The organism is Dyella amyloliquefaciens (assembly GCF_004296575.1).
GTDB classification, from domain to species: domain Bacteria; phylum Pseudomonadota; class Gammaproteobacteria; order Xanthomonadales; family Rhodanobacteraceae; genus Dyella; species Dyella amyloliquefaciens.
Genome location: NZ_SAYT01000004.1, coordinates 72,377 through 85,334 on the forward strand (window position 1 = coordinate 72,377; position 12,958 = coordinate 85,334).

The following is a 12,958-nucleotide window of genomic DNA, read 5'->3' on the forward strand; positions in this document are numbered from 1 at the left end:
TTAAGACAGTTGATGCGCCATACCACCATCTTCGGAAGGCGGGCCCGCTGTCTACCGTGGTCGCGAGATGCGCTCAGCCCCACAAGGGTGGCTTCACCACCATCAGCCAGAAGATGCACATCATGGCCAGAAATGCCGGCCAGCCGAGCATGAACCACCAGCGCATCAGACGCGCGCAGTCTTCAGGCAAAGGCTGCTCCGCAGCCAGGGCAGCCACGGCGAAGTCACGAACACGCATCTGCATCACAACCACGGGCAGCCAGCAGGCGCCAGTCACCAGGTACAACGTCAGGGCGGCCTGCAGCCACGGGCTGCTCCAGGGAAAGCCCATCAACCTCACCAGTGCGATGCCGGTGAGGGGTTGGATGAGTATGGCCGGCGTGGTGAAGCACCAGTCGGCGAGTACGGTGAGCCGGGACGCGGATGCAATGGCGGGAAGGTTGCCGCTGCGCCAGGTGAACCACATGAAGAAAGCCGTACCCAGGCCGGTGCCGAACAGAAGCGTCGAGGAAAGAATGTGCAGCAGCTTCAGCAGCACATAGGCGTTCATTTCTTCTCCTCCGTGGCAAGCAACAGGACGAGCGTTGCCATCAATGGCAGGTTCTTCAACAGGCCGCCCAGTGGATCGAGCCAGTGCACAGGCCACAGCGTCCCGATGCCGAGGGTGTAGCCGAACAACATCAACAGCATGCCGGTCAAAACCCAGCGAGGCCGCCAGCGCGACAAGCAAAGGGTGCCGAGTAGCAGATCGGCGCTTGCCGTACTCCTGGCGAGTACTAGCGCCGTACTTTGGGATAAGAGGCCGCCTGGTGCGGCGGCATCGACCGTGTCGCGCGGCAACCACCAGCCGACCACTCCCGAGGCGATCCAAAGCAACCCAATACTGATGCGCAACAGGGGCAGGGCGAAATACAGCTGCGCATGCCAGCGATCCTGCACGTGGCTAGGTGCCTCGGCCATGGCGCGCTCAAGCGTGCGTGGTACCAGCGCCAACCTGTTGCGCATCTGCGGCAGCGCCTGAGACTGCCCCAGATGCCCATGCTCCAGCATCCGCTGCATGGTTTCGCCCAATGGACCACGACCCAGTCGTTCACCGACTCGGCATGCCATGCGGACCAGGGTGGTGGGCACAGCCCAGAGGCGTGCCTGCGGCAGGCCCAGCCAGCGACGCCAGCGCTGCAGGTAATCACCAAGTCCCATGGATTCCGGCCCGACCAGTTCCAGTGTTTCAACGCCGATAGGCGGATCGGACAGTGATGCGACGACGGCCAACGCCACATCCTCCGCGGCGATGGGCTGCACGCAGGGGCGGGTCGCGATGTTCGGTACAGGGACGACGGCGGGTAATGCTGCCATCGCACGCAGCAGGGATGAGCCGCCGTAAGAGCCTCGAACGCTGTAGACCAACGCAGGGCGAAGGATGGTGGCGTTGAGTCCGAGCTTCACCAGTTGTTCGTCACAACGGTGCTTGCTGGCGATGAACTCGCCATCGTCGGCTCTCCCCAGCGCAGACACCTGGACGACTCGGTGTACGCCGGCGCGTGCGCTGGCCTCGAACAGGGCTAGCGGTGCCTGAACGTGGACCGTTTCATAATGGTCCTTGCCGTGCTCCCGCAGGATGCCCGCGCAGTTCACCACGGCGTCGATGCGGTTCAGTCGCGGAAGCCAGACGTCGGGCGTGACGTCGCGTGCCATGTCACAGGAGATGGCACGCACGCCAGGAAAGCGGGTGTCGAGCCGGCCGCTCCTTACGGCGCAGACGACCTCATGTCCGGCAGCAGAAAGTGCGGCGACGATGTGCGAGCCGATGAAGCCGTAGGCTCCAGTGACCAGCACGCGCATGCGGGCTTAGAGCTTGTAACCGCGATGGATGGCGACGATGCCGTTGCTAAGGTTGCGCACGTCCACGCGACCGAAGCCGGCGCGCTCCATCATGCCCTTGAGCGTTTCCTGGTCCGGGTGCTTGCGGATCGATTCGGCCAGGTACTGGTAGCTGTCGGCGTCGCCGGCGAAGAGCTGGCCGAGCTTGGGCAGCACCTTGAAGGAGTGGAAGTCGTAGAGCTTGCTGAAGAGGTCGCTCTGTACGCGCGAGAACTCCAGCACCAGGGCGCGGCCGCCGGGCTTGAGCACGCGGCAGATGTCGGCGAGCGCCTTGTCCTTGTCGGTGACGTTGCGCAGGCCGAAGGCCATGGTCACGGCGTCGAAGCTGTTGTCCGGGAACGGCAGGCATTCGGCGTTGAGCTGGGCCCAGCGCAGGCCCGAGACCAGTCCGCGATCGGTGAGCCGGTCGCGGCCGACACCCAGCATGGCGGCATTGATGTCGCCCACCACGATCTCGCCCTCGGCGCCCACCACCGGCTTCAGCAACGCGGCGATGTCGCCGGTGCCGCCGGCGAGATCCAGTACGCGATCGCCCCTGCGCACACCGCTGACAGCCACGAAATGGCGCTTCCACAGGCGATGGATGCCGAACGACATCAAGTCGTTCATCAGGTCGTAGCTGCTGGCGACGGAGGTGAATACCTGGCCGACGAGCTTCTGCTTGTCGCCGACGGGGACGTCGCGGAAGCCGAAGTGGGTGGTTTGGGACTGTTCGCTCATCCGTGCATGGTAGCGGATTGGGGTGTCGGGCTCACTTGGGTGGGTCCGCTTTCCGCCCGGATGCGGCATTTGCGCAGGTTGGCCGCGCCCCATGCCCGTCCACCGCCCCCGCTACAGGAACACCATCGGTGCGCGACCGCCTCAGGCCTCGTTCGCCAGTAGCCACGCGTCCAGCACGGTGCCAAGGCGTAGGCGGCGAGCTGGCGATAGCGCCACTCGCGAGCCCATGGCACCCGCATGGGCACCCATCCCCAAGTCCGTTATACTGCGCGTCCGCCGCGGACAAGAAGCCCAAGCTCGACACCCGCGCAACGCTCATGCGCCCGTAGCTCAGCCGGATAGAGTAGTGGCTTCCGAAGCCATTGGTCGGGGGTTCGAATCCCTCCGGGCGCGCCAGTTGTGAACGAACCCTTCCCGGTTGACCGGGAAGGGTTCTTCATTTCCGGCGTCAGAATTTCACGCGGAACTCCGCACCCCACATGCGCGGCGGCGTGATGTAGGCGTAAGGCGTGCCGAGCACCGACTGCGATACGGTGCCCAGTCCGTTGACGTATTGCTTGTTGAACAGGTTGTTGACGTACAGCGCGACGCCCCAGCGATCGCCCGACGACGACCAGCCGAGGCGCAGGTCGGTGCGTTCCTGGGCCTGGTTGAGGCTGAAGTTGGTCGGCAGCGAGCACTTGCCCTGGTAGACCGAGGCATCGTTGCAGCGCTGCGGGCCGCGGAAACCGTAGTTCGCGTCGAAGCTGAGATTGCCGTTCGCCACGTCATGCCACGTGTAGCCGGCGCTCACCGAGTAGGAAACCTTCGGTTCGCCCACCGGCTGGCCCGAGACATCCGAGTAGACGATCTGGTTGGTGCTGTTCAGGCCGATCGGCACCTTCGCCGTGGTGTACTGCGAGTCGATGTAGCCACCGTTGAAGGCGAGGCGCAGGTCCTCGATCGGCACCCACTCCACCTGCAGATCAAGACCCGTCGCCTTCTGGTTGGTGTTGCTGACCTGGTACTCGGGCACGTTGAAACCGGACGTGGACGGGATCACCGTCAGCGTCTGCACGTTGTCGTAGCGGTAGTAGTAGACCGAGCCGTTCACCATCAGGTTGTAGTCGGGGAAGGTCGCCTTGAAGCCGGTTTCCAGGTTCCACACCTTTTCGGGCGCGAACTCCGCACCCGGCTCCGTGCCGTCGTAGCCGCCGGCCTTGTAGCCCTTGGCCAGCGACGCGTAGCCCATCACGTCCGGGCTGAACTTGTAGGAGAGCACCAGGCGCGGGCTGAGGTCGTTCCAGCTGGCGTTCTTCTTGACCGTCTCGTTCACCGCGGTGGAGAAGATCTGGTTCTGCTGCAGCAGTCCGAGCAGTTGGGCGCCGGTGATCTTGCCACCGGTGAGCAGCGGCACGAGGTTGAGCAGGCCCGCCTGCTGCATCTGCGCGAGCGTGTTGTCCAACTCGGGCGCCGAGCGCGTCGGCGTGTACCAGCTGAAATCCTTGTTGTCGTGCGTGTAGCGCAGGCCGGTGGTGAGATCCCACTTGTCGTCCAGATGCCAGATCACGTCGCCATACACGGCACCCGCGCTGAAGCGGCCGTTGTTGGTGACGGTCTCCGTCCACGGATCGCCGAGCAGGCGATAGGGCAGGCCGAGTGAGCGCAGCACCGAGTCGAAGTAGCCGAAGATGGTGCCGGTGGGCGTGAACAGTTTGCCCACGCCGGTGTTGAGCGCGAGCGTGTCGTAGGTATCGGTGTTCACGCGTGCCAGGTTGGTCTGGTTGGCGTGCTCCTGGTAGTAACTGGCGCCGGCCACCCAGTCCATCATGTCGGTGTTGCCGGTGAACTTGAACTCCTGGTACCAGTTGTGGCCGTCACCGATCACGCCTGTGTTGAGGTACTCGGTGAGCTGCTGCAGGCCGGTGCCGTTCTCCACGTGGGACATGCTGTAGCCGGTCCAGTTCGTGGTCGAGGTGAAGTTGCCCCAGCTGAAGTTGTGGTCGACCGTCAGCGTCCAGTCGTTGTAGTTGCGCTCCTCGCGACCGTCGGTGGCGGTGTTGTAGAACGGCGCGTTGATCGGGTTGTAGAAAGTCGACGGGTTGGCCGGGAACGGCGCGCGCGCATAGAGGTCGTTGGCCGGCATGGGGATCAGGCCCACGTCCATGCGCGAAGGCTGGTTCACGCGGTCGTGGTCATAGGCCAGCTTCACCTGCGTATCGTCGGTGACATTCCAGCGGTAGACCACGCGCGCGCCCCACTCGTCGTCCTTGCCGTAGTGCTGGCCGGTGGCGGCATCCTGCTTCCAGCCATCGCTCTGGTTGTCCACCACGCTGACGCGCAGGGCCATGTCCTTGTTGATGGGGATGTTGACCAGCGCATCGCCATAGCGCTTGCCGTAGTCGCCCACGCGCAGGCGCGCATTGCCTTCGAAGCGGTCGGTCGGATCGTTGGTGACGATGGAGATCGCGCCGGCAGCCGTGTTGCGGCCGAACAACGTGCCCTGCGGGCCCTTCAGTACTTCCACGCGGGCGATGTCGTTGAACGCCATCAGCGAGCCGCCGCTGCGCGTCTGGTAGATGCCGTTGATGTAGACGCCGACGGCCGAGTCGGTGCCGATGCCGAAATCGTTCGTCTCGATGCCGCGCAGACGATAGGTGGGCTGCGTGGCGTCGGTGCTGTCGACCACCAGGCCGGGCACGAACAGGTTCATGTGGCTGAGGTCGGTCGCCGCCACGGTGTCCAGCTGCTTGGCGGTGACGATGTCCATCGCAATGGGCACCTCCTGCATCTCCTGCGTGCGGCTCTGCGCCGTCACCGTGACCTGTTCGAGCCGGGTCGCGCTGGCTTTGGAGGGTTTCTGTGTCGACGACGGGTCGCCCTGCGGGGCGGTCGGCGTGGTTGCATCCTGGGCGGCCGCCTGGCTGGCGACACCCAACGAACCCAGGAAAAGCGCACAGGCGATGCCCGAGGCAAGGCCTCTCTTACGGATATGCATGGATTGGAAATCCCCTTGGATGGATGTCGGCAACACGCGGCTCGGGACTCCTGCTTCCCCTGGGGGTCACCGATACGCTCGCGTATGCTCACGGGGGTGGCGCATGAATGTACAGATGCAGCGCAACATCTTGAGCTGGCGTCGGCGGCTTCACTCAGCGCCCATCCACCGGGTGCTCAACTTTTGCTCACGGTGATTCGGACATGTATATTAGAATCATCGAATATATGAATGTTTGGATCGTCACCATGCATCCCTGGCTGCTCTCCGCCCTAGGCGGCATCCTGATAGGGCTATCTGCCGTGCTGCTGATGGGCTCGCTGGGCCGCATCGCCGGCATCAGCGGCATCGCCAGTGGTCTGGTCACCGGCGCGGGTGATCGTGGCTGGCGCATCGCATTCGTGGTCGGGCTGGTGGCGGCGCCATGGCTGCTCCAGTGGTTGCGCGGTGACAGCGGCATCGGCGCGCCACCGATGTCCTGGCCGTGGATGGCGGGAGCAGGGCTGCTGGTGGGCTTTGGTACCCGGTTGGGCGGTGGGTGCACCAGTGGGCACGGGGTCTGCGGCATGGCGCGCCTGTCGCCACGCTCGTTGCTGGCGACGCTGGTGTTCATGCTGATGGGCGTGGTTACGGTCTTCGTCGTGCGGCATCTGCTTGGAGTGGTGGGTCCATGAAGATAGGCATGGCGCTGCTTGCCGGTTTCCTGTTCGGTGCGGGATTGAGCCTGGGCGGCATGACGCAGCCAGCAGTGGTGCTGGGTTTCCTGGATCTGGCCGGCGCCTGGAATCCCCGCCTGCTGTTTGTCATGGCGGGTGCCGTAGCGACTACCGCGCTCGGTTACCGACTGGTATGGCGCGCACGACGGCCGTGGTTCGAAGATTCGTTCAAGCTGCCGGCGGCGAGGCGGATCGATCGGCGCCTGCTGCTTGGCGCGGCCTTGTTCGGGATTGGCTGGGGCCTCGCCGGTTACTGCCCCGGTCCGGCGTTGGCGTCGCTCGGTGCGGGGCTGGCGCCTGTGGCGTTGCTGGTGGCGATGATGGTGCTTGGCTGGTGGCTGGCGGCAAGGCTGCCGGCACGCAACAACGATGCGAAGTGAGATGGAAGCCATGAGTCGACCTGATGTGAAGGCCTTTTTCGACGAGCCGACCAACACCTTCAGTTATGTGGTGTGGGACCCGTCCACGCGCAAAGCCGCGGTGATCGACAGCGTGCTGGATTACGACGCCGCGTCCGGCCGCATCCGGCATGAGTCAGCCGACGCCATGATCGCCTGCGTCGAGTCGAATGACCTGTCGCTCGAATGGGTCATCGACACGCACGTGCATGCCGATCACCTTTCCGCCGCGCCGTACGTGAAATCGCGGCTGGGCGGACGGATGGCGATCGGCGAGCATATCCGCGACGTGCAGCAGACCTTCGGCAAGCTGTTCAACGCGGGTCCTGCGTTCCGCAGCGACGGCAGCCAGTTCGACCATCTGTTCAAGGACGGTGAGTCATACCGCCTCGGCAGCATCGATGCCGTGGCCATGCATACGCCCGGGCATACGCCGGCCTGCATGACCCACGTGATCGGCGATGCCGCCTTTGTCGGCGACACGCTCTTCATGCCCGACTACGGCACCGCACGCTGCGACTTCCCCGGTGGCAACGCACGCACGCTGTATCGCTCGATCCAGCGCATTTTCACCTTGCCGCCGTCCACCCGCGTATTCATGTGCCATGACTACAAGGCGCCGGGTCGCGATGTGTTCGCCCACGAGACCACCGTCGGCCAGGAACTCAGTGGCAACGTGCATGTGCGCGAAGGCGTCGACGAAGAAGCCTTCGTGCGCCTGCGCGAAGGCCGCGACGCCACGCTGCCAGTGCCGCGGCTGTTGTTTCCCTCAGTGCAGGTGAACATGTGCGCGGGCCAATTGCCTCCCGCCGAGGACAACGGCGTCAGCTATCTGAAGATTCCGCTCAACGCGTTCTGAAGCGCCTGCGCCCAAACGATGAACCGTCCCGTCAAATCCGTTACCCCGCGCCGACGCAAGCCAGCGATGGATATGGCCAGCATGCAGCGCCACGCCGACGAGGCGGTGGCGGTGCTCAAGGCCATGGGCAGCCAGAACCGGCTACTGCTGCTGTGCGAACTGCTGGAGGGCGAGCGATCCGTCAACGATCTCGCCGCCTCGCTGGGCCTGGCCCAGAGCGTGGTGTCGCAACATCTGTCGTTGCTACGACGCGATGGACTGGTCGCTGGCCGGCGCGAAGCGCAATCGATCTACTACGTCATCAGCGACCAACGGGTGCATGCGCTGATGGCACGCCTGTTCGAACTGTTCTGTGTCGATGAATAGACGGCAGCCGCCACGCGGGTTGGATATTCCGCGCAGGTGCTGCATGGCATGAAGTCGTCGCCGGGGCCCTCTCCCCCGTGCGGGGGAGAGGGTGCCAGGATATTCAGTGGTGACGCATTTCCTTCTCGAAAGCCTTCACCTGCTTGTCGGCCTCGTCGCGCGCCATGCCATAGCGCTCCTGCAGCCTGCCCGAAAGATATTCGGCGTTGCCTTCCGCGACCTTGAGGTCGTCGTCGGTGAGCTTGCCCCAGTGTGACTTGATCTTGCCGCTGAGCTGCTTCCAATTGCCCTGGATGGTGTCCTGGTTCATTGGGTTTTACCTCATGGAGATGGAGGGGGTGCAACGCGCATTGCGGGGTCGATTCGAGCAGCGCCGCGGTTAAGTGCGTGTTCCCAACGTGTCGCCATCGAGTCGTCCCGGTTCATCTTCGTGGGATGCGGCGCATTGCGGCGTTCGCATCGCGTCGACACGAAAGATGCGTCGATGGCGTCTCGGCGGGACGGGCGACAGCCGCCGACAGCATCGAATGTGCATGCCGTTGCAGCGATGGGCGGCCTCGTGGCCGCCCCCCAACATCAAGGAGGGTCACGTCATGGCTTTTGCGTTGCGAAAGGGGGTGGGCCGTACGGGGTGGGTGCTGATCATCTATGGAGTGATCTCGATCCTGTTCGGATTGAGTGCACTCGTCTGGCCCGGTTCTACCGTGGTGGCGCTGGCCTGGGCCTTCGGCGTGATGTCGCTGGCGGAGGGCATCGTCAGCGTGTTCGCGCTGTTCAATCGGGACGTTGCCATCTCGCGAGGCTGGCTGGTGCTGTACGCCATCGCATCCATCGTGTTCGGCCTGCTGGCCATCTGGCATCCACTCGCGGTGGTGAGCGTGCTGCTGGTTTTCCTTGCGGTATGGCTGATCGTGGCCGGCATCTATCGCATCATGTTCGCCATCCGCGTGCGCAAGGAGATCGAAGGCGAATGGATGATCGCGCTGAGCGGCGTGCTGGCCATCCTGCTGGGCGGCATGTTCGTGGCCTATCCGGCGGCGGGCCTGCTCACCATCGCGATCTGGATCGGCGTGGCGGCATTGATCTATGGCGTGCTTCAGCTCGCGGCCGGCATCAGGTTGCACCGGGTGAAGGCGATCCTCTGAGCCATCTCTGCGCGACCTGCAAAGAAAAGGCGCCGCAAGGCGCCTTCTCTTTGATGCGATGGATGAATGGGCTCAGCTGCGTACGTCGAAAGCCTCGGTCGCGACGGTCTTGCCGTTGAGCGAGATGTCCACCTTGTACTTGCCTTGCGGCCACGCATTCGGATTCTGCACCTTGAATGTGGTGATGGCGGGGCCATTGGTGGCGATCGATTCGCTGGTGGTGCTGAAAGGCTGCTCCTTGCCTTCCACATAGCTCCACTTCGCGTTCAGCGTCGCGTTGTCGGTGTTGCCGGTGGTGGCGACGCTCGCATAGATGTCCTTCTCCTGCGGCCTGAAGCTGCGCTGCTCGCGGCTGATGGCGAGCGAGGCATCGACTGCGCTGCCGATCGTCACGGAAGTGACCTTGATGCTTTCGGCAGGCTTGATGCTGGCGGACTTGCCGGAGGTGCTCGCCGGCGGCGGCGTTGCTTCCGGTTGTGCCGCCGAGCCACTCGGTGAAGGCATGGTGGGCGCAGTGGACGCAGGTGCCGGTGCCGCCGGCGTTGGCGCGCTGCTGGCAGCAGGTGCGCCCGGTGGCGGTGTATTGGTTTCCTGATCGTTCTTGCCGCACGCGCTGAGCATCAGCAGGCCGGCAAGGGTCGTGCAGTACAGAGCGGTGTTGCGTGCCTGAATCTTCATGACGAACCCCGTGGCTGGTGGCGGAACACACACCCGACCGGCCATGCCGAACGCCGGGCGCCTGGTGCAGACAGGCTAGTCCTGTGGGACTGAAGCCTCGATTACCGAGCGTCTCACTGCCAACATGACTTTCCCGAATGCGGCAAGTAAACGGTCTGTTATTGCCGCGCGCCGCGTGGATTGCCGGGCATTTCCGTGCCCGTGCTGCGATACGGATTGATATCGAGGCCACCACGCCGCGTATACCGCGCATACACACTGAGCTGTTCGGGATGGCAGCGGGCCATCACGTCCACGAAGATGCGCTCCACGCATTGCTCGTGGAACTCGTTGTGGTTGCGGAACGAAACGAGGTAGCGCAGCAGGCCCGCACGGTCCATCGGCGCGCCGCGATAGTGGATCTGTACGCTGCCCCAGTCGGGCTGCCCGGTCACCGGGCAATTGGAGCGCAGCAGGTCCGACACCAGGGTTTCTTCCACGACAGGCTGCGTGGCATCGGCCGAGAGGTAGTCGGCGCGCGGCGGGCCGTAGTCGCCGATCTCCACATCCAGGCCGTCGACGGACTCGCCGACCAGGTCGGTGGTGGCATGTCCTTTCGCGCGCGGTTCGGCCAGCAGCACCTGCACGGGTGCGCCCGCTGCCGCGGAAAGGTCGCGCAGCAGCACGGCCAGCAGCGCATCGGTGCTGTCCATGCGCTCCTGCGAGAAGCCGTTGAGATACAGCTTGAACGACTTCGACTCGATGATGTTGGGCGATTCGGCCGGCACGCGGAATTCCGCCAGTGCCACCACGGGCTTGCCGCGCGCGTCCAGCCACGACAGTTCGTAGGCGTTCCATACATCCACGCCGTGGAACGGCAGCGGTTGGGTTACGCCAATCTCGTCGCGCTTGCCGCTGCGCGGAATCGGGAACAGGAGGGCAGGGTCATAGCGGTCGGCATAGACGGTGGTCTTGCCGAGCGGGGAATGTTCGGGAGTGCTCATCCCGCCATTCTACCGCCCCGTGCCCATGGACATCGCACGAAGCTGCGCCCGCGACCATGACGACTGGCCCAGTTCACCGGCCAGTGCGCTTCCTATAGTGTCCGGTGATATTGGGGAGCCGAAGGAAACCGCCTGATGAAGAAACTTGCCCTGGCTGGCCGCATTGCGGCGGGCCTGCTCGTGGCCGCCGCCGTGCCGGCGCCTGCCCATGCCGACGGCACCGACGCCGGCTTCGACCCGCAGGCGCTGTTTGCGCCGCTATCCCTGCCGAACGCCGCGAATGCCTTCCGTGGAGGCTCCGGCAAGCCGGGCCCGCTGTTCTGGCAGAACCGCGTCGACTACGCCATCCAGGCCGAGATCGACCCCGCCTCGCACACGCTGCGCGGCGACGAGACCATCACCTATACCAACCGCAGCCCCGACGCACTCGACGTACTGTGGGTGCAGCTGGACCAGAACGCGTATCGCCGCGACTCGCGCGGTACGCTCGGTGCCGAGGTGCAGTGGGTGCAGCCGGGCCAGACTGCGCAACGTCGCAACTCGCGCCGTTCGCGTCCGGAAAACGCATTTACCGAGGGCTATCAGCTCGACGCGGTCGAGATCGACGGCAAGCCCGTGCATTTCCTCGTCGACGACACGCGCCTGCGCGTGGACCTTCCGGAGGCGCTGGCCGGTAACGGCAAGCAGCTGAAGCTGCGCATCCGCTACCACTACACGGTGCCGGGCACCTGGGGTGGGCGCACCGCGGTGACGCCGACCAAGAACGGCGACATCTACGAGATTGCGCAGTGGTTCCCGCGCATGGCGGTATACGACGACCTGCGCGGATGGGACACGCTGCCCTACCTGGGTTCGGAGTTCTACCTGGAATACGGCGACATCGACTACGCCGTGACCGTGCCGTGGAACTACCTCGTCGCCGGCTCCGGCGCCCTGGTCAATCCAAAGGAAGTGCTGACCGCGACGCAGCAGCAGCGCTTGGCGCAGGCCGCGCAGAGCGACGCCACGGTGATGATCCGCACGCCGCAGGAAGTGAACGATCCGTCCAGCCGTCCCAAACAGAGCGGCACGCAGACGTGGCGCTTCCACATGGACCACACGCGTGACGTGGCTTTTGCCGCGTCGCCCGCGTTCGTGTGGGATGCCGCGCGCATCAATCTGCCGGAGGGCAAGCATTCGATGGCGATGTCGGTGTACCCGGTCGAAGGCGTGGGCAAGGACCAGTGGAACCGTTCCACCGAATACGTGAAGGGCGCGATCGAGCACTTCTCGTCCAAGTGGTATCCGTACCCGTGGCCGGCGGCGGTGAACCTCGGTGGCCATGGCGCGGGCATGGAGTATCCGGGCATCGTGTTCGACGGCTACGACGACAAGGGGCCGATGCTGTTCTGGATCACCGCGCATGAGATCGGCCACACCTGGTTCCCGATGATCGTCGGCTCGGACGAACGCCGCCACGCGTTCATGGACGAAGGCTTCAACACCTTCATCGACGTGTACGCGTCCGATGCCTTCAACAAGGGCGAATTCGCACCCAAGCGCGACAGCGAGTACGCCCCCAAGGGCGGCAACCCGGTCGACGAGATCCTGCCGTTGCTGGCCGATCCGGACGCACCGACGATGATGGCGCCGGCCGATTCGGTGTCCGAGAAGTACCGCCACTCGGTGAGCTACTTCAAGGGCGCGCTGGGCCTGGTGCTGCTGCGCGAGCAGATCCTCGGACCGGAGCGTTTCGATCCCGCGTTCCGCAAGTACATCGCCACGTGGGCGTACCACCATCCGTCGCCGTCCGACTTCTTCCGCTTCATGAGCAGCGAGGCGGGCGAGGATCTGTCCTGGTGGTGGCGTGGCTGGTACCTCAACAACTGGCAGCTGGACATGGGCGTGACCGCGGCCCGCTACGTCGACAACGACCCGGCCAAGGGTGTCGTGGTGAAGCTGGAAAGCAAGCAGAAGCTGGTGATGCCGGCCACGCTGCGTATCGATTTTGCCGATGGCACGCACGAGGATGAGCGTCTGCCGGTCGAGGCCTGGCACCAGAGCGCGACGCCGGCGCTGGAGCTGCGCACGAGCAAGCGCATCAGCAAGATCACGCTCGATCCGGACCACAAGTTGCCGGATGCGGATCGCAGCAATAACAGCTATACGATGCCTTGAGGAACGCTCGTCATCCCGGCGCAGGCCGGGATCCAGCAGCGACACGGTTCGGTTCTCTCGATGACGCTCGTGACGTGT

Annotated in this window: 13 protein-coding genes and 1 tRNA gene; 7 read left to right on the top strand and 7 right to left on the bottom strand. The window is 64.5% G+C overall.

The window, feature by feature from the left end; all coding sequences use genetic code 11:
- Window positions 1-73: 73 nt before the first annotated feature.
- From EPB08_RS10675 to ubiE, 3 genes are read right to left on the bottom strand one after another with little or no spacing between them, the layout of a single operon-like run.
- On the bottom strand, window positions 74-550 hold the full coding sequence (locus EPB08_RS10675) for a DUF2269 family protein (RefSeq protein ID WP_130619086.1): 477 nt from the start codon (window positions 548-550) through the stop codon (window positions 74-76).
- Window positions 547-1,842 carry an SDR family oxidoreductase gene (locus EPB08_RS10680; protein ID WP_130619087.1) on the bottom strand — a complete coding sequence of 432 codons (1,296 nt, stop codon included), beginning with the start codon at window positions 1,840-1,842 and terminating at the stop codon, window positions 547-549. Before EPB08_RS10680 ends, EPB08_RS10675 begins: the two co-directional genes overlap by 4 nt.
- A gap of 6 nt (window positions 1,843-1,848) precedes the next feature.
- Complete coding sequence (gene ubiE / locus EPB08_RS10685) at window positions 1,849-2,601, bottom strand: bifunctional demethylmenaquinone methyltransferase/2-methoxy-6-polyprenyl-1,4-benzoquinol methylase UbiE (RefSeq protein WP_130619088.1); 753 nt, start codon at window positions 2,599-2,601, stop codon at window positions 1,849-1,851.
- Window positions 2,602-2,920: 319 nt separating this feature from the next.
- Between ubiE and EPB08_RS10690 the strand changes: the two genes are divergently transcribed.
- Window positions 2,921-2,997: transfer RNA gene (locus tag EPB08_RS10690), tRNA-Arg, on the top strand.
- Between the two features lie 52 nt (window positions 2,998-3,049).
- Here EPB08_RS10690 and EPB08_RS10695 read toward each other — a convergent pair.
- Window positions 3,050-5,578, bottom strand: coding sequence for a TonB-dependent receptor (locus EPB08_RS10695; RefSeq protein ID WP_130619089.1), 2,529 nt, complete (start codon window positions 5,576-5,578; stop codon window positions 3,050-3,052).
- A 227-nt stretch (window positions 5,579-5,805) separates the two neighbouring features.
- Here EPB08_RS10695 and EPB08_RS10700 point away from each other — a divergent pair, with 227 nt between their 5' ends.
- From EPB08_RS10700 to EPB08_RS10715, 4 genes are all read left to right on the top strand, one after another.
- On the top strand, window positions 5,806-6,252 hold the full coding sequence (locus EPB08_RS10700) for a YeeE/YedE family protein (RefSeq protein WP_229238304.1): 447 nt from the start codon (window positions 5,806-5,808) through the stop codon (window positions 6,250-6,252).
- Window positions 6,249-6,674 carry a DUF6691 family protein gene (locus tag EPB08_RS10705; RefSeq protein ID WP_165418480.1) on the top strand — a complete coding sequence of 142 codons (426 nt, stop codon included), beginning with the start codon at window positions 6,249-6,251 and terminating at the stop codon, window positions 6,672-6,674. Before EPB08_RS10700 ends, EPB08_RS10705 begins: the two co-directional genes overlap by 4 nt.
- Before the next feature lie 10 nt (window positions 6,675-6,684).
- The gene (locus EPB08_RS10710; RefSeq protein WP_130619090.1) at window positions 6,685-7,551 is read left to right on the top strand and encodes an MBL fold metallo-hydrolase; all 867 of its coding nucleotides are present in this window, start codon (window positions 6,685-6,687) and stop codon (window positions 7,549-7,551) included.
- 81 nt (window positions 7,552-7,632) lie between these two features.
- On the top strand, window positions 7,633-7,917 hold the full coding sequence (locus EPB08_RS10715) for an ArsR/SmtB family transcription factor (RefSeq protein ID WP_130619091.1): 285 nt from the start codon (window positions 7,633-7,635) through the stop codon (window positions 7,915-7,917).
- Window positions 7,918-8,020: 103 nt separating this feature from the next.
- On the opposite strand, the gene EPB08_RS10720 is transcribed toward EPB08_RS10715, so the two are convergent.
- The gene (locus tag EPB08_RS10720; RefSeq protein ID WP_130619092.1) at window positions 8,021-8,227 is read right to left on the bottom strand and encodes a CsbD family protein; all 207 of its coding nucleotides are present in this window, start codon (window positions 8,225-8,227) and stop codon (window positions 8,021-8,023) included.
- A 283-nt stretch (window positions 8,228-8,510) separates the two neighbouring features.
- Between EPB08_RS10720 and EPB08_RS10725 the strand changes: the two genes are divergently transcribed.
- Complete coding sequence (locus EPB08_RS10725; RefSeq protein ID WP_130619093.1) at window positions 8,511-9,062, top strand: HdeD family acid-resistance protein; 552 nt, start codon at window positions 8,511-8,513, stop codon at window positions 9,060-9,062.
- A gap of 72 nt (window positions 9,063-9,134) precedes the next feature.
- Here EPB08_RS10725 and EPB08_RS10730 read toward each other — a convergent pair whose 3' ends face one another.
- Together EPB08_RS10730 and queF are read right to left on the bottom strand one after the other, a co-directional pair.
- A complete protein-coding gene (locus tag EPB08_RS10730) occupies window positions 9,135-9,740 on the bottom strand; it encodes a hypothetical protein (protein ID WP_130619094.1) in 606 nt (201 codons plus the stop codon).
- A gap of 158 nt (window positions 9,741-9,898) precedes the next feature.
- Complete coding sequence (gene queF, locus EPB08_RS10735; protein ID WP_130619095.1) at window positions 9,899-10,723, bottom strand: NADPH-dependent 7-cyano-7-deazaguanine reductase QueF; 825 nt, start codon at window positions 10,721-10,723, stop codon at window positions 9,899-9,901.
- Window positions 10,724-10,858: 135 nt separating this feature from the next.
- On the opposite strand from queF, the gene EPB08_RS10740 reads away from it, so the two are divergent.
- Window positions 10,859-12,880, top strand: a complete 2,022-nt coding sequence (locus EPB08_RS10740) for a M1 family metallopeptidase (protein WP_130619096.1) — start codon at window positions 10,859-10,861, stop codon at window positions 12,878-12,880.
- Window positions 12,881-12,958 lie beyond the last annotated feature (78 nt).